Below are 16,732 nucleotides of genomic sequence, written 5' to 3'. Positions count from 1 at the left end.
ACGTATGCGGCTCAGACGCAGCATCAAGTGGCTCTTGGGACTCATCGCCGTGATCGTCCTGGCAAGTGCCGGTGGATGGTTGTACATCACCATGCCCCACATGGAAGAAGGGGCGCCGCCGCCGCTTCCGGACTATGAATTTGTCCCCGATGAAGCGGTGGAGAAGGGTCAACCCTTTCACGTGTTGCTTCTTGGGGTTGACCGTCGCGGAAACGAACCGGGCCGTTCCGATACGATGATGCTCATGCGCGTGGAACCGGACGGCACGATCCGCCTGATTTCGTTTATGCGCGATCTGTATGTGCCCATTCCGGGGCGATCTGAACCGGACCGGCTCAACCACGCCTTTGCCTATGGTGGCCCCGACTTGGTGCGGAAAGCCATTAAAGAGAACTTTGGCGTCGATGCGCAGTACTATGCGGTTGTCGATTTCCACGGCTTCCAGCGGGTGATCGATGTGTTGGGCGGCGTGGAAGTTGATGTGGACCATGCCATGCCGCCGACGGGGGACCTTCCGGGTCTCTCGCCCGGCCTCCAGCGTCTCAACGGAGAGCAAGCGCTGCGCTACGTGCGTTTCCGCCAGGACGCCGAGGGCGACTTCGGCCGTGTGCGGCGCCAGCAGCAGCTCATCCAGGCCGTGGCGCAGGAAGTGAAATCGGTATACGGGATCCTGCAGACGCCCCGCCTCATCAAGGCGGCCTATCCGTACGTCCGCACGAACCTTGGGCTGGATGAGCTGCTTCGCTTGGCGAAAGCGGCCGACTGGAAGCCGGATGCGACCCACAACCTGCGCATCCCGGTGGACGGCTCGTATACCCAGCAGCGCATCCGCGGCATGGCCGTGTTGGTGCCCGATTTGGAGGCCAACCGGAAGGCGATTGAGGCGTTTTTAGGGGAGTCGGTGTGGGCCAAACATTAAATGGTAGCCAGATGAAGCCTGGCTACGTGCTTACGCTGGAGGTGGCGTTCGCCCGCGTGCGTGGTCAAGGGGCGCGGCGTGGCCAAGGTGGACGTCACCGTTGTGGCGGAAGGGGAGCTGATGTTTCCGCTGAGGGACAATAGGATCGATGAGAGATAAACTTTGTCCAAAGAAAGCATCCTTGAAGAGCAGAAAACCTATACTTTGAGGGAGTTGGGGGAGGAGGGAATATGAAATTAACGGAGGAAAAGATATATAAGAAATTCGTCAAAGAATTGATTAAAGATTATAATAAAAAGTCTTTCGAAATTGTAAATCCTGTATTAGAACAATTAGATACGTTAAAAAAAGATTTGGATAAAGAATTTGATAGAGATAGGTTAGAATTGTTGGTAGCTCATGCCGATGCTATAGAAAAGAAGTTAATAAACTTTAATTTCCTAGGTATTATCATTTCGTTTGTGTTGGCTGAGCTTTTTGGACCAATGATAGTCGATTGGTTCAAGGAGAATAACACATATTTAGATTTAGCAATAGGAATAGCAATTCTATTACTAGTTTTACTTCTTCTGGGTTTTGTTGTTATCAACTATTATAATACATTAACATTGGTAGGTATAGTAAAAAATGTAGCAAAGACTGTCTTAGATGAAAAGAGAAAAATTTTACATTGAAGGTGGGTGCGTGATTTTCCTTGAAAAGACAAATATTGATTGTATCTATAACGGCAATAACATTTTTTCTCGGTGGTGCTGGCTTCGCCAACAGCGTCCTGTTCCGCGACGTTCCCGCATCCGCTTGGTACCAACCTGCCGTCCAACACCTGGCGAACCTGGGCGTGATCAAGGGCTACCCCGATGGCACATTTCGCCCCGAACAAAACGTGACGCGGGCAGAGCTGGCGCAAACGCTGCACAACTTTTACCTCGCGTTGGAGCGGGAGAAAACCGCTGAGGCCGTTGAGGACCAACTGGTCATCAACGCCGTTGCCAACGCGCTGCCGTCGGTGGTGGTCGTGGAAAACGGCGACCGGTTGGGGAGCGGGTTTTTTGTCGACGGCAAGCGCGTCATCACCGCCGCCCATGTGGTGGAAGGAAGCAACGCCGTAGTGGTGGGAACGATCACAGGGAAACGGTACTCGGCCCAAGTGGTCAAACGATCGGAAACGCTGGATTTGGCCTTGTTGGACGTGAAGACAACAGAAACGGCAAAACCGGTCCGGTTTGCCTCGTCGTATCGTGTAGGGCAAACCGTAATTGCGATCGGCCATCCGCAAGGACTTACGTATTCGGTCACGCGCGGCATCATCAGCCATACCGATCGCGCGGTGGACGGCTTTTCCGGGCACTATTTGCAGTTTGATACGCCGGTCAACCCCGGCAACTCGGGCGGGCCGCTGATCGATTTAACCGGGAAGGTTGTCGGGCTGGTCGTGTTCAAGGGGAGCGACACGGGCATCGAGGGATTGGGCTTTGCGGTTCGGGCGGAAGACATTCGGCGCTTTCTTGGGACCTGAGTCCCGCAACGGGGAGATTTTCCTATCCCCCTTGCCTCATGATGCCGCTTTCCGCGTTGTTTATACTCGACACATAGACGCATAGGAGCCATTTTTGAACAAGGGGGAAAGAACGTGAAACGGCTGTTGGCCCTGATGCTGACGCTGTTGTTGGCGTTGGGGGCGGTTCCGAGCGCGTTTGCCGAGACGTCGGATGCCTCGGGTGATGCCGCTGCTTCAACCGAGGACGCGCACAAGCATCACGCGCACAAACCCATGCCGCCGCAAGCCCGAAAAGGGTTGGAGCGGGCCCTGGAGAACGTGAAGGGGACGCCCGCCGAGAAGGTGATCCAAGGGCTCCTGGAGCGCGCCGTTACGCCGGAAGAAGCGGCGAAACGGCTGAAGGAGGCCGATGAGCTGCTGAAGAAACACAAGAAGCAGCTGAGCGAAGAAGAGCGGGAAGCGCTCAAAGAGATGTTGAAAGCGGCGCGCGACGTGCTCAAGGAAATGAAAGAAGAGGAAGCGCGCGAGGAAACGCGCGAAGCGCTTCTCGAGCGCGTGCAGGCGCTCCAGTCCCTGGCCCAATTGTTTGCCGAGAACAACGATTGGCAGGCGGCCATTGAGGCGCAGGAAAAGCTCGTGCGCGTGAAGAAAGCGGACGAGCAGGCGTTCGCTTTCCTGGGTCGCCTGTATCAAAAAGCGGGGAAAAAAGGCATCAAGACGTTTGTCAACGGCGAGCCCGTTTCCTTTGACGTTCCGCCGGTGATCGAAAACGGGCGCACGCTTGTCCCCATTCGAGCGGTGGCCGAGTCCCTGAAGGCGAAGGTGCAGTGGATCGAGAAGACCAAGACCGTGATCATCGAGCGGGATGGCGTTGTGGTGAAGCTCACCATCAATCAGCGCGTGGCCATTGTCAACGGGCGCAAGGTGATGCTGGACGTGCCGGCGACCATCCGTGGCGGGCGGACGATCGTTCCCATGCGTTTTATCAGCGAAGCGCTTGGCGCCAAAGTCGAGTGGATCCAGGAAGGGCAGATCATCGTCGTGACGGACGAAGCCACCGGGCAACCGGCGGATCAACCGGTGCAGCAGCCGTCCGAGCCAGCGAACGAGCAGCCGGCCTCCCAGCCCGCCGATGAGCCGACGGCCGAGCCGGCGGTCCAACCGGCGCCATAATTCCCGCTTCAGAGGCGAGGAATTAACCCCGTGGACTTTCGATGCGCAGACAAGCTCCCTCGACGCCGCCCCAGCCGAGGGAGTTTTCGTTGAACGAAAGAGCCCCGTTCTTGCCTTCCGACGGAGAACGGGGCTTTTCGTTTGTTGGCGGTTTGGCGCTCCGGCTTATTGCCCGTTGTGCAGCGTGCGCAGGATGCGGTACAAGATGGTCACCGCCTCGGCGCGCGTGGCCTTGTCGTTCGGGGCGAAGCGGTTGTCGCTACGGCCGTTGACAAGCCCGTGGGCGGTGGCCGCTTTCACCGCCGGCAGCGCCCAGCGCGGGATGCGGTCGCGGTCGGCGTAGGGGAGTGGGTGGTTGTCCGCCGGCGGCAGCTTTAGGGCGCGGGTCAGCACGGTCACCAGCTCCGCCCGGGTGATGGGCTGGTTGGGCCGCAACGTGCCGTCGTGGTACCCGCGGATCAGCCCGGCGTGCACGGCGGCTTGCAGCGCTTCGCGCGCCCAAGCGGGAATTTGTTTGGCGTCTTTAAACGCCAGGGCGTCCTTTGCGGGCTCCAGGTCCAGCGCGTTGACGACCATCACCGCGAATTCCGCTCGGGTGATCGGGCGGTTCGGAAGGAAGCGGTTGTCCTCGTACCCGCTCACGACGCCCAGGGTGCGCAGGGCGGTCACCGGCCAGTAGGCCCAATGGCTGTCCGGGACGTCAACGAAGGGCACAAAGGCCGACTCCGCCAGCGCGCGCACGGGGCCGCCCGCGCCAAAGCTGTCGAATTCGTCGGGGTTGAACGCCAGCTGTTCCACGGTGACGACGCGGTCGTCGGGGAGCGTGGGGTATTGCACCGGTTCGTTGTGGTTCCAGTACTGGCCTGCCATATCCAGCCGCAACGAAAGCGGGGGCATTCCGCTCTCCGGAACGACGTCGCCGGGCACGTGGAGATCGACCTTCAAGCGGTCCTGCACGAAGCGTTTGTTGGCGTCAATCCAGTACTCGGCCGTGATGTCGGCTTTCACCCCGCGCGCTGCCAGCTCCTTCACGTTGAGCAGCTTGAGGGCGCTGGCCGCCTGCGCGAGGGCGTCCTTCATTTCAGGTGCGACCTGGCTCATGTCTTCGCCCGTCATCTGCCCGATGCCGGTCAGGAACCGGTCAAGCCCGTCGAACTGGCTCAGGTTTTCGAGGAAGTAGACGGCCAGCTCGTGCGCTTCCGCCAGATCAAGGACGATTTTCACGTGGGTGGTCGTCACCGTGCGCCCGTCGGGCAGGGTGACGGCCACGTTCGACGTGGTGGTGACGTTCTTGAAATTGTAGCCGAATTGGTCGATGTACTGCCGGATCGCCGATTTGACCAGTTCATTGAGTTCCTTCTCCATTTCCGGCGACAGCGGCGCTTCGGGTTGGGGCACCTGCAAGAACTTGCGGTCCAGCGAAGATTTGAGGTAGACGTTGGGCCCTTCCACGTAAAATTCGAGGGACGGGGGCGTCTGCGAGGGCCACAGGTCCGAGTTCAGAAGGGGAGCCGGATTCTTTAAGGAAAGGACGCCGTGCCCGTGTTGCGGGTCTTTCTGATGGACCGTGACGACCACGCCGTCGCGCAGCGCCTGCAGAACCAACCGGCCTGTGGCATCCAGCTCATCGGTCGGCACGTCGGTGTCGAGGGCGAAGCTGACGGTCGCCGCGTAGGACGTGAGGTCGAGCTGGTTTTTCGTCGCCTCGCCCACGAGCGCGACATTGGGCGCGCACCCGGAGAGGACGAAGGCCAGCAGCAAGACGAGCAACCATGCTCTGTGCAGTTTCCTTTTCACCTGTCGATTCCTCCTTTGCGCATGAAGGCCAGATGTTGACACGGATGGATTCGCTCGCGAGGACGCGAAATCCTGCTGAACGAGCGCAAAGATTCCCAAAAAATTTTTCTTTCGCTCTCGATCGCACGGGGGCGTGCGCGCATGTGCCTTCCCTTTCTTTTTGGCAGCGAATCGGCTATGGTAAAGAAGGGTTGTGGGCAGAAACGGAGGCGTTCCCATGGCGGTTTCCATCTTGGGCGTTTCCTTCTCCGATCGCACGATGGACGAGACGGTGGCGCTGCTGGTTCGCGCCGTGGAAGACGGCCGCACCGTCCACGTCGTCACGGCCAATCCCGAGATCGTGATGCAGGCGCGGCGGAATCCGGATTACGCGGCGGCCGTGCGCGGTGCTGACCTCATCGTGCCCGACGGCGTGGGCATTCTGATCGGGGCCCGGCTTCTGGGCCGCGCCATCCCCGAGCGCGTGGCCGGGTATGACCTCTTGCACCGCCTCATGGCCGAAGCGGACCGTCGGCGGTGGCGCGTCTTTCTGCTCGGCGCCACGCCCGAGGCCAACGAGGGAGCGCTGCGGGCCCTCCAGCGCCAATACCCCGGCGCGGTGTACGTGGGCCACCACCACGGCTATTTCGGGCCGGACGAGGAAGAGGCCGTTGTCCGGCGGATCGAGGACGCGCGGCCCCATCTCCTGTTTGTCTCCCTGGGCGTGCCGCGCCAGGAGCTGTTCATCGCCCGGCACAAGCACCGCTTCACCGGGGTGTGCATGGGCACGGGCGGCAGCTTCGACGTCCTGGCGGGCAAGGTGAAGCGCGCGCCGCTCCTCTGGCAGCGGTTGGGCCTGGAGTGGCTGTACCGGCTGATCCAGGAGCCGTGGCGGTGGCGCCGCATGCTCGACCTGCCGCGGTTTCTGTGGGCCGTGGTGCGCCAGCGCGTGGGCGTGAACAAACTGTAAACCGCATTGACGGCCCTTGCCCCCCTGTGTGAAAATGATTGGGAGAAGCTGTCGGAACGGATCACCTCCGGTTTGGGAGAGGGGATTGCCGGATGGCAACCTACGGCTTTGCGTGGGGGCTGGCGCTGGCCATCGCGCTGGTGGCGACGCCCCTGGTTAAGGAGCTGGCCCTGCGCATCGGCGCGGTGGACGTGCCGAATGCTCGCAAAGTGCACCGCGGCGTGATGCCGCGCCTGGGCGGTTTGGCGATTTACCTCAGCTTTGTGGTGGGGTTTCTGCTCTTTGTGCCGAAGACGCCCATCGCGTGGGGCATTTTCCTCGGCGGCAGCGTCATCGCGCTGGTGGGCGCGTTGGACGACCGGTATCAACTCTCGCCGAAAGCGAAACTGCTCGGACAGCTCGTCGCCGCCTTTGTTGTGGTGGCGTTTGGCTTGCGCGTGACGTTCATCAACCTGCCCTTTGACGACGGCTTTTCCATCGGGTGGTTGCTCAGCATTCCGGTGACGATCCTCTGGATTGTTGCCGTGACCAACGCCGTCAACCTCATCGACGGGCTGGACGGCCTGGCGGCGGGGGTGTCGGCCATCGCCACGGCCACCCTGCTCGTCGTGTCGCTCCTCATGGGGAACACCTTCGTGGCCCTGCTCTGCGCCGTGCTCCTCGGCGCGACGATGGGCTTTCTCGTGTTCAACTTCCACCCGGCCAAGATCTTCATGGGCGACACGGGGGCCCTCTTTCTGGGGTTCCAGCTGGCCGTCCTCTCGATCATGGGCTTCAAGCAGGTGACGCTCTTTTCGTACGTCATCCCCATGCTGCTTTTGGGCGTGCCGCTGTCGGACACCTTCTTTGCGATTGTGCGCCGCAAGCTGAACAAGAAGCCCATCTCCGCCGCCGACAAGAGCCACCTCCACCATTGCCTGCTTTCCCTCGGCCTGTCGCACCGCGGCGCCGTGCTCACCATCTACGCCATCAGCGCCCTGTTTGGGCTGAGCGCGGTGCTCCTCTACCAGGCGCAGACGGTGCTGTGGGTGGCGACGATGCTGGTGGCGGTGCTCGTGATCGCCCTGCAGCTGGGGGCCGAGGTGTTGGGGCTGATCGGCTACAAGCACAAGCCGCTGCTCCGCTTCTTGCGCCGCGTGCGCACGCGGGTGCAGGAACTCATGATTGCGGGCGTGCGGCACAGCCGGACCAATGGATGGCGGTGAGGGAAATAAAATTAAGGAAAAGGGAAACGCCTGGCATGGCAGGACGCCGGGCGTTTTTTGTTGGCGCTAAACGGTGGGCGCAGGTTTGCCGATACAAGAAAAGGGACACATCACCGTTTGGGAGGGGACAAGATGCTCGCGAGAAGGTGGCTGTCGCTGTGCCTTGTGGCGCTGCTGGTCTTTTCGCTGCTGCCGCCGCTTGGGGCATCGGCGAACGTGCCGCTTATCGAAGTGACGAACCTGTACGTGACCAAGTCCGACAGCGAGCTGGGGCCCGACGGCCGGCCCAGTAACCTTTCCCTCGTGACGCGCTCGACGGCGAAGGAGATCTCCGTCATCGGAACGTACAACGGGATGGCCGAGCAGGACCTGGCCAAGCTGTACTACGAAGTGACGAATATGGACACCGGCGTGGTGTCCACGGTGAAGGACAACAAAGCGGTCCCTGCCGGCAGCCAGACGTTCCGCTTTGATCGGGTGGCGCTGACGGAAGGGCTGAACCGCATTGTGATTAAGATGGAAGGCATTCAATTGCAGTCGGCCCCGGCGTGGGTGTTCTATTCCGCCGTGCCGACGCTGCAGAACCTCAACGTGTTGGGGCAGCCCCTCGTCGACGGCATGATCGTGCCGCAGCGGAATCCGGTCGGCACGGCCACGCTTCTCATCGGCGGCGAAGCGCCCAACGCGACGGACGTGCGCCTGTACGTGTCGGGCGCCACGTCGGGGGCGTACCCGAGCCAGTTCGTGCCCTCCACCGGCCAGTTTTTCTTCTACGCGGCCGAGGCGGGCAACCCTGCCGATGTGCAGCTGCGCGCCGGCGACAACAAGCTGACCATCGTCGCCTCCAACCCCACGCGCAGCGCGCAGGTGGAACGGCGCATTGTGTTTAACAACGGGCGGGCCTTTGCCTTCAATGTCAAGGTAAATCCCGGTGCCGGTCCGGAGTGGCTCGTGGACCAGCCGGTGATCAGCAAGGCGCGCAACGGAGACGGCACCGTGACCGTTAACCTGCAGGCGTACTTGAAAATCAACAAGCAGGGGACAAATGGTCTGGAATACGATCAGGTGGAAATTCAGGTCGGGAACCAAACGCTGACCGTCGATCCCAACGCGCTCACGTCGGTCACCAGTCTCGAGACGCCCGACTACAAGGTCTTTGACTGGAGCCAGTCGGTCACCTTCACCCCCGATCCCAACGACGCCACGGTGCCGGTGAGCTTCACCTTTGTCAGCACCGCTACGGGCGAGCGCTACACCGGCACGACGCACACCTTCACGTACCGCGACCCCAACGCGCCGTACGTGGACCGCGTGACGCTGAAGCGGGGCACGGCCGAGCTTGCCGTGTTCAACGGGATGCAACTGGACGAGTTGCCGGCTGTTTTTCGCGTGTACACCAACCCTGCCGCGACGTCGGTGAAGCTGGACGTGCGCCTGCCGGACGGCCAGCCGGACAGCGGCTGGAACGCCGCGCAGGACGCCTCGGTGCAATCAAAGGGCGGAGGCGTGTTTGAAATCACCGCCAACCGCTTGCCGGAAGGGCAGCGCAAACTGTTGTTCATTCCGGTCGCAAGCGGCGGCGACTACCTGCCCGGTCGCCTGGAGTACACCGTCTCGCTTGTTCGCGCGCCGTACGTCATCGTGGACAACTTCACCAACGGCCAGGTGTTCGACCAGCTGGCCCAGTTCCTCAAGGCCCGCAACAGCAACAACCGGCCGGTGATCGAGGGCCGCCTGATCAACGTGCCCAACAAGCCCGAGGATCTGACCAACTATTATCGGGTGACCGTGACGGTCAACGGCATTTCTGACGACTTGAAGCCCGGGGAACTTGGCTCCGGCAGCGGCAACGGCCTGCCCTTCACCTTCAACCTGCAGACCCGTCCGCAAATGACGCTGAACGACGGCGAAAACGGCCGGCCGGAGGGGCGCAACGAGATCATCATCCGCGTCTATGACAAAAAGACGAACCAGCTCCTGACCGAGGCCAAGTACGAGGTGTTCTTCTTCAAGACAAAGTCGCCGCGGATCGTGTCGCTGAAACTGGACGACCCGCTGGTGTCGAAGTTTACGGTGCCCGACCCGTCGTTCCCGCTTCATTTCGTCACCAAGGCGCGTTCCATCACCCTGAAGGGGAATTTCGCCTACGCGGACAAGTTGAAGGTGACGGTGACGCCGCCGAACGGCCAACCGGTGACGGAGTGGTACGAATACGACCCAACGGATCGCAAGTTCTACAAACGAGACGGCAGCTCGCGCACGGAATTTTCGCCGCAAAGCAGCGCCGTGCTCACGGAACTTCAGTATGTCAGCCCGCAGGACAACGGGCGGCTGACGGCGCAGTATCCGCTCGCCCTCGGCACGACGACGATCGAGTTCACGGTGACAAACGCGTCGGGCCTGAGCCACACCATGCTTGTGGAAGTGGTGCGCGAACCGCTGCCCTACGACATCGTGTTCCCGGATCTCGACAAGACGAACGTGGTGAACACCGATTTCGTGCAGCTCCACATCGTCGCCGAGGGGGCCGACCGCGTCGTCTTCAAGGACGGCGAGGCCAAGAAGGGCAAGGTGTACGACCGCGACGGATCGCTGGTCGACGGGTTCATCCACGAGGTGAAGGGCCTCAAGCCGGGCCTTAACAAGATCACCTTCGACGTGTACCGCGGGAAAGAGAAGACAACCGGCGTGGCCGAGATCCGCTACGTCAACGCGCCGGAAGTGGGCGCGGCCGTGAAGGTGCCGCTCAAGAACGGCAAAATCAGCGTGTTCAACAAACAGCTGGAAATCGCCTTTGACAAGGGCACGGCCTTCAAGCGCAACGACCCGCAGTCGCCGCACCTGCTCCTGAGCGACCAGCGGGAACTGGTGATCGGCATTGCCGATCCCGTCGACGGGCGCGTCGACAAGGTGCGCTTCCCTACCCCTGCCGAAAAGGCGAAGTTCGGCTGGTGGTGGCCGGCCCTCACCAACCCGGTGAACCTGATCGTCGACACGACCGGCCGGTTCCGCATGGCCAGCCCGGTGTACTGGATTGACGCCGGCCTGATCACTGACGCCGAGCTGAAGAACCTGACGCCGGGTGAGGCGGTGCGCGGCAGCGGGCTTCTGCCCTACGAGCCGGGGAAGGAGTACTACCTGCGCATCAACCCGCGCGACGCCATTGTGCCGACGAAGCCGGGCAAACTGACGCTGAAGTACGACCCGAAGATTCGCCCCAATGCCTGGCGCTACCTGACCGTCTTCCACTACGGCTACTATCCGGACGAGACGGGCACGGTGCGCCTGATGTGGAAGAACATTGGCGGGGTGGTCGACCCGAGCAAGCAGACGATCACCGTGCCGCTTGCCCAGTTCGGCTACTACGTGGTCATGTACATGCACAACAGCTTCAACGACGTGATCGACCATCCGTGGGCGCGGGACGACCTCGACACGCTGTATGCCAAGGGCTACATGATGAACAAGGAGCCCAACCTCTTCGTGCCCAACGAGCCGATCACGCGCGGCGAGTTCGTGACGATGCTGGTGAAGATGTTCGAGATCCCGCTCGACTATGAGGGGAGCCTCACCTTCACCGACGTGCGCACCTACGACCCGCTCAGCCAGGGGCTGTTCGACTACAAATACATCGAGACGGCGGCCCGGGCGGGCATCGTGCGCGGGACCCTCAGCGGCCGCTTTGAGCCGTACAAGCCCCTGGCGCGCGAAGACGCGGCGGTGATGATCGCCCGCGCGGCGAAGCTGAAGGTGGAGAGCGATCCGGACAAGGCGTACAAGCGGCTGGACAAGCTGTTCACCGACTCGCGCACCATCGACCGCTACGCGGCCCCGTCGGTGCTGGCCGTGACCGGGGCGAAGCTGATGGAGGGCAAGCCCCATGTGCTGAAGCCGGGGCAGAAGAAGCAGACCTTCTACTTCGAGCCGGAGGGCAGCCTGACGCGGGCCGAGGCGGCGCGCATCGCCATGCGCGTGCTGGCGCAGCAGAAGAAGGTGCCGAAGTAAGCCGGGCGGATGTCCGGAAACCCTGCCGAAGGACGCGAAAAACGGCGGGCCCCGTTTGCTGGGGTCCGCCGTGTTCCCCGTTTGGCCACAAACCGGTCACCAGTTGGCCCAAAATTTTTCGACACGAAGCAGGATTTGCCGCGCGCCCGTTGAATACACCTTCTATGATTGCGCTTCTTTCTCCACCCAGGCTTGTCCCGCCACCGTGACCGCGGCGCGGCCGGCGGTCAGCTCGGCCAGCTTTTCCCGTACCGCGTCCGTGGCCTCGGGCGGACAGAGCAGGCGCGCTTGCACAACGTGGGTGAACGCCACGTCGTCGACAAGCACGCCGGCCTGGCGCGCCCAGTATTCCACGCGGCCCCAATCGGCGTAGTCCACCGTCACGTCCACCCGGTCATACAGGGCGCGCTCCACCACGCCCGCGGCGGCAATGCCCGCGGCGGCGCTTTCCGCGTAGGCGCGGATGAGGCCGCTGGCGCCGAGCTTGATGCCGCCGAAGTAGCGCGTCACGACGACGACGGTGTTCTTGAGGCCGAGGCGCCTGATCACCTCCAGGATCGGGCGTCCCGCCGTGCCGCTCGGCTCCCCGTCGTCGGAGGAGCGCTGCCACTGGTCGTGCTCGCCGACCACGTAGGCCGAGCAGTTGTGCGTGGCGTCCCAGTGCTTGGCCTTGACGGCGTGGATGAAGGCCGCGGCTTCCTCTTCCGTCTCGGCGCGCGCCACCTGGGCGATGAAGCGCGATTTCTGGATGACGATTTCCGCTTCGCCGTAGCCTTTTACGGTTCGATAGGCGATGGACGGCATACCCCCAACCTCCCCGGCATAAGCATAGCGAACTGTGGGGCTCTTTTTCCATGGTCACGGGAAAAGATGAGCGCAACCTTTCTGTCGCGGGGAGCGTCAATAGGGGTGGGTGTTTGTGATGGAGTCACCTCCGCGAAACCTTGCTAAACGGGCGCCTTGTCGAATCTTGTCTCGCAATTGTTCGCGGGAGGCAGAAAACCGTTGAAACCTGTCCAACCGGTTACAATTTCCTTGGTTATTCCCCCGAATTTTTCTTTACGAAGGCCAGGAGTTTTACTATACTAGAAATTGCGTTGGTCTCTCTGCCAACTCTACCAGCAAGATCATTGCCATACCAAAAAGATTTCTAACCTGGCAATCTACAGCCATGCGCTGTAGATGATAGATTACGCAACAAAAGCTCCCTCGGCTGAAGGGGGTGAACCGGAGGAGTAAAAGAGGGGAGCTTTCACCTAATAAAACAAGAAACACCATTCTAACGAACCGAAGGAGGAGTAGGGAAAGTTATGGACGTCAAGAAGAAAGTTTTGGCTGGTGCTCTCGCTTCCTCGCTGGTGCTGTCCTCGATCACGCCTGCCTTTGCGGCAAACCTGTCCGACATTGAGAAGTCCTATGCCCGCGCGGAAATCCAGGCCCTGGTTGAGGCCGGGATCATCAGCGGGTATCCGGATGGGACCTTCAAGCCGACGGCGAAAATCACCCGTGCCGAATTCGCCAAGGTTCTGGCCAAGGCGCTGGGCCTGAAAGAAGACGCCGAGCGGCGAAGCAGTTCACCGACGTTCCCGAGTGGGCTCGCGGCTATGTCGGCGCGGTTGTGAAAGCCGGCATCATGAAGGGCTACAACGAGACGAAGTTTGGTGCCAACGACTTCATCACCCGCGAGCAGATGGCGGTGACGTTCGTTCGCGCCTTCGGGTACGAAGATGAAGCTGCCGGGCTCAACCTGAGCATCAAGTTCGCCGATGCGGCCCAAGTGTCCGACTGGGCGAAAGCTGATGTGGCCCTTGCGGCGGAAATCGGCTTCATCCAGGGCGACGGCACGAACTTCAACCCGAAGGGGAATGCCGAGCGTCAAGCGGTTGCGCGCCTGGCGTACGAGTTCTACAAGAACAAAGACGTTTATGTGAAGAAGGCTGAAGAAGTTGTCATTGCTAACCTGAAGGTTGTAAGCGTTACGGTTATCAATTCCAAGAAGATTGAGGTTACCTTCAACGACGGGAGCAAGCAAACGGTTGACCTGCTTGAAGCGCTGAAGCCGAATGTTGAGACTGAAGTGAAAGTTACCTACAAAGGCAAAGAGTTTGTGGTTAAAGTAAAATGGGAAGCTGACAATGTCCTTCAGAAACTTCTTGTTGATAGCAATACGGTTACCATTAACGACACGAATTATGTTGTTGCATCCAATGCTGCGTTGACCGTTAATGGGTTGTATGTAGCTTTCGGAACCGATGCGCTCAGAGTCTTCCAAGTTGGGAAACCGGTTCAGTTTACCACCAACGGTGCGCCTACGCCGGTTATCATCTCGATGTCTGCAACGTATCCGAGTGTTAAAGGGCGTGTGAGCGAAGTTGGTGTCAATACCAACGGCCAGTATGTTGTCGTTGACGGGAAGACCCTCCAATTCGCCAACACGTGGTGGTTTGTTGACACGAGCGGTAACGTGAATGCTGGCAGCTCTTCGAGCATCGCCCAAGGGCAAACGTACACATTCATTACAAATGATGAAGGAAAAGTTGTTACGGCTTTTGCACATGCTGCGAATACGGCGGCTGGTGTCGTGACGGCTACGGGTACCGATATAGAAGGCAAGAACTATGTTGTTATCGATGGCAAACGGTATGCGTTTGTGACTACACCTACAATTCGTTTGCATGGGACAACCAAGTCATTTGCTGACATCGGCTCCGTTGTTTCTGGTGGTTCAAAAATCATCGGGAACGCTATTCTGAATGCTAAAGGTGAGGTGAACACGCTCGATTTGTATTATGAAACGCTAACGGGATCTTTCGGCACAACCTCTAGTGCTACGGGTGATGTTGGACTCGATACAAACGGCACCCCTGGTATTGATTACTATGTCAAGACTGGGCTGAACACATTCAGCACGCCAACCAGCGCTGCAACAGTTGTTCCTTCTGTGACTATTATTCTTGATGGTAAGCAAACGAAGTCCGATGGCACAGCTTACACACTCGCAGACTTGAACACCTATCTTGGCGATTCCGCCAATACAAATGCTCGTGTCAAGCTGACATTCAACAAGAGCGGTCAAGTCATTGCTATCGAGGCGAAGAAGGATGTTGTGCAAGGTGTTGTTACGGCGACCCGCGTGGTTAACAACAGCGAGTACTATGTCACATTGAACGGAAAAGAGTACCGTTTGACTGGTAATGCTGTTACTCGCTTCTTTGCCCCGGATGGCAATGGTGTTCCGCAAGCTTCTGGTGGTTACCATGACGAAGTTGCTAGCGGCCAGCGTGTAATTGTGTATGCTGTTCTTGACTTCCAAGGTCGCATCGTTGATTTTGTGAAAGCCCCCAATTCCGGTACTGCTGGAACTCCGCAGATTGCAAACCTTGTTGGTGCCACGGTTGTGGCAACACCGACTGAAAAAGGTGTTAATAGTTCCGGTAGCGAAACGTATGCTGCTGCTGGAACAATCCGCGTGATGGATCAATTTGGTAACATCTATGAGTTGACGTTGGCTAGCGGTACCAACGTGGGAGCTCAGATCATCAAGAACGGAGAGACGGTATCCTTCTCTTCGATTAAGAAAGGCGACATCGTGGATGTGTACTATACGGGTAGCACGAGCCCGTATGACGCCGAGTACGTTGTTATTCGGTAAATGTAGCAACCCGGTGCTTAAAACGCACCGGGTTTTTTTGTGTGCGCCCGGCATGGGCGCTGTCTATAGGGTGAAAGTCCCGAACGGCGAAGGCGGCAGTAGCCCGTTCGCTTAAGGCGAGGGCGTCCGCCGCGAGACGGAGTCTGAAGGAAGCCGGCGGAACCTTGCGGCCCGACGAACAGGAACCCCATACGAGGCTGTCTGTGCTTGGATGAGTCTGCACAACAAGACAAAGTCCTTGCCGCTGAAGGGTACAGGCAGCAAATGGGGCGGGTAGATGGAGGGAAAGACAGCGCTCTTACCCGGGGAGGCCTGCCGGATATGCCCGGTTACCGGGTAACCCGCGTCGAAAGACGCGGCTGAACCGGCAGGAGTCAGCAGAGGCCATAGTACGTCTCCCGCGACGTCCGGGAGACGGAAGGGCCGAACACAAGGAAAGGGGTGGGTGCGACATGGGTTCGCGAGAAGGGCGACGACAGCCGAAAATCCCGAAAGGGAGCTGCCTACGGGAGGAAGCGGTGAATCCGCGGGGGACCGTAGGAGCGCCGAGTCCTTCTCCGGCACCCCTCGCCACTCCGCCCCGCGAAGCAGGCGACAACCTGATGGAGCAGGTGGTGGAGCGGCAGAACATGCTCCGCGCCTTGCGCCGTGTTGAGCAGAACAAGGGTGCACCAGGGATTGACGGGATGGAGGTGAAAGATCTCCGCGCCTATCTCGTCAACCACTGGACACGCATCCGCGAGGAGCTGCTCGCGGAAACCTATCGGCCGTCTCCGGTCCGTCGAGTCGAAATCCCGAAACCCGGTGGCGGTGTGCGGCTGTTGGGTATCCCCACGGTGCTGGACCGCCTGATCCAGCAGGCCCTCTTGCAAGTCCTCACGCCCATCTTTGATCCAGGGTTTTCGGAGGCCAGCTTTGGTTTCCGGCCAGGACGCAGCGCGCACCAGGCGGTACGCCGGGCGCGAGCGTACGTGGAGGCCGGCTATCGCTATGTGGTGGACATGGACCTGGAAAAGTCTTCGACCGGGTTAACCACGACATCCTGATGGCTCGGGTAGCCCGCAAGGTGAAGGACAATGAGAAACCGTGGGATGGTTCTGTGAATGCGCTAGATGTATACATTAAAACTGAGTCAGAAGATGTCGTTCTTGTAGGCAAAATTGAGTTAATGAATGAAGCCGAGGGTAGGTTGCATTATAAATTTGATTATTACGACGAAAACGTCAATATCGGACATGTCTTGTTCGAGCAGGACAAAATTACGGTAGAATTTACTGACCAAGAAGGTGTAGATAAAAAGCTAGTGTTTACAGAGTGTGTACAGACATATAAGGATTACATTGAAATGTTTGGTGAACAACAAGTTCGACTGCCGTCCTTTGATGGACCACCGGGAACATATGATGATGAACCGTTTGATCACATCGCAACCTATTATCGTGGTGAATGGCATTCCATAAAACCAAGAAATTATCAGCGTGTAGACAAAGTACCGGGAGGTACAAGGTCTACACGCTTTTTTGTCGAATAGGGT

Annotated in this window: 11 protein-coding genes and 1 pseudogene; 10 read left to right on the top strand and 2 right to left on the bottom strand. The window is 59.5% G+C overall.

What is annotated here, in order from left to right; translation table 11 throughout:
* Positions 1-4: 4 nt before the first annotated feature.
* The 4 genes from IEX61_RS03510 to IEX61_RS03495 all read left to right on the top strand — a co-directional run bounded on the left by IEX61_RS03510 (position 5) and on the right by IEX61_RS03495 (position 3,590).
* Positions 5-919 (top strand): LCP family protein, encoded by a 915-nt coding sequence (locus tag IEX61_RS03510; protein ID WP_054668847.1) that lies wholly within the window; start codon positions 5-7, stop codon positions 917-919.
* Positions 920-1,149: 230 nt separating this feature from the next.
* Positions 1,150-1,593, top strand: coding sequence for a hypothetical protein (locus IEX61_RS03505; protein WP_054668848.1), 444 nt, complete (start codon positions 1,150-1,152; stop codon positions 1,591-1,593).
* 20 nt (positions 1,594-1,613) lie between these two features.
* On the top strand, positions 1,614-2,435 hold the full coding sequence (locus IEX61_RS03500; RefSeq protein ID WP_083462777.1) for a trypsin-like peptidase domain-containing protein: 822 nt from the start codon (positions 1,614-1,616) through the stop codon (positions 2,433-2,435).
* A gap of 114 nt (positions 2,436-2,549) precedes the next feature.
* Positions 2,550-3,590, top strand: coding sequence for a stalk domain-containing protein (locus IEX61_RS03495; RefSeq protein ID WP_188816808.1), 1,041 nt, complete (start codon positions 2,550-2,552; stop codon positions 3,588-3,590).
* 165 nt (positions 3,591-3,755) lie between these two features.
* Here the strand turns inward: IEX61_RS03495 and IEX61_RS03490 are convergent, their stop codons facing one another.
* A complete protein-coding gene (locus IEX61_RS03490) occupies positions 3,756-5,387 on the bottom strand; it encodes an S-layer homology domain-containing protein (RefSeq protein ID WP_188816807.1) in 1,632 nt (543 codons plus the stop codon).
* 217 nt (positions 5,388-5,604) lie between these two features.
* Here IEX61_RS03490 and IEX61_RS03485 point away from each other — a divergent pair, with 217 nt between their 5' ends.
* The 3 genes from IEX61_RS03485 (at position 5,605) to IEX61_RS03475 (ending at position 11,546) form a co-directional block, all read left to right on the top strand.
* Entirely contained in the window at positions 5,605-6,336 is a 732-nt protein-coding gene (locus IEX61_RS03485) for a WecB/TagA/CpsF family glycosyltransferase (RefSeq protein ID WP_054668854.1), read from the top strand.
* 92 nt (positions 6,337-6,428) lie between these two features.
* Positions 6,429-7,541 (top strand): glycosyltransferase family 4 protein, encoded by a 1,113-nt coding sequence (locus IEX61_RS03480; protein WP_188816806.1) that lies wholly within the window; start codon positions 6,429-6,431, stop codon positions 7,539-7,541.
* A gap of 132 nt (positions 7,542-7,673) precedes the next feature.
* Entirely contained in the window at positions 7,674-11,546 is a 3,873-nt protein-coding gene (locus IEX61_RS03475; RefSeq protein ID WP_188816805.1) for an S-layer homology domain-containing protein, read from the top strand.
* Positions 11,547-11,708: 162 nt separating this feature from the next.
* On the opposite strand, the gene IEX61_RS03470 is transcribed toward IEX61_RS03475, so the two are convergent.
* Positions 11,709-12,350, bottom strand: a complete 642-nt coding sequence (locus tag IEX61_RS03470; RefSeq protein ID WP_188816804.1) for a YigZ family protein — start codon at positions 12,348-12,350, stop codon at positions 11,709-11,711.
* Positions 12,351-12,856: 506 nt separating this feature from the next.
* On the opposite strand from IEX61_RS03470, the gene IEX61_RS03465 reads away from it, so the two are divergent.
* From IEX61_RS03465 to IEX61_RS12385, 3 genes and pseudogenes are all read left to right on the top strand, one after another.
* The gene (locus IEX61_RS03465; RefSeq protein ID WP_188816803.1) at positions 12,857-13,168 is read left to right on the top strand and encodes an S-layer homology domain-containing protein; all 312 of its coding nucleotides are present in this window, start codon (positions 12,857-12,859) and stop codon (positions 13,166-13,168) included.
* Positions 13,165-15,198 (top strand): S-layer homology domain-containing protein, encoded by a 2,034-nt coding sequence (locus IEX61_RS03460; protein ID WP_188816802.1) that lies wholly within the window; start codon positions 13,165-13,167, stop codon positions 15,196-15,198. Before IEX61_RS03465 ends, IEX61_RS03460 begins: the two co-directional genes overlap by 4 nt.
* A 602-nt stretch (positions 15,199-15,800) precedes the next feature.
* A pseudogene (locus IEX61_RS12385) lies at positions 15,801-16,273 on the top strand (reverse transcriptase domain-containing protein); the annotation flags it as partial.
* Positions 16,274-16,732 lie beyond the last annotated feature (459 nt).

This window comes from Calditerricola satsumensis (assembly GCF_014646935.1).
In the GTDB taxonomy this organism is placed as follows: domain Bacteria; phylum Bacillota; class Bacilli; order Calditerricolales; family Calditerricolaceae; genus Calditerricola; species Calditerricola satsumensis.
This window is presented reverse-complemented; position numbering and strand designations above follow the sequence as displayed.

Coding starts and splice junctions, on each gene's coding strand:
- IEX61_RS03510 (WP_054668847.1), top strand. CDS start 5: ATGCGGCTCAGACGCAGCATCAAGTGGCTCTTGGGACTCATCGCCGTG.
- IEX61_RS03505 (WP_054668848.1), top strand. CDS start 1,150: ATGAAATTAACGGAGGAAAAGATATATAAGAAATTCGTCAAAGAATTG.
- IEX61_RS03485 (WP_054668854.1), top strand. CDS start 5,605: ATGGCGGTTTCCATCTTGGGCGTTTCCTTCTCCGATCGCACGATGGAC.
- IEX61_RS03480 (WP_188816806.1), top strand. CDS start 6,429: ATGGCAACCTACGGCTTTGCGTGGGGGCTGGCGCTGGCCATCGCGCTG.
- IEX61_RS03475 (WP_188816805.1), top strand. CDS start 7,674: ATGCTCGCGAGAAGGTGGCTGTCGCTGTGCCTTGTGGCGCTGCTGGTC.
- IEX61_RS03470 (WP_188816804.1), bottom strand. CDS start 12,350: ATGCCGTCCATCGCCTATCGAACCGTAAAAGGCTACGGCGAAGCGGAA.
- IEX61_RS03465 (WP_188816803.1), top strand. CDS start 12,857: ATGGACGTCAAGAAGAAAGTTTTGGCTGGTGCTCTCGCTTCCTCGCTG.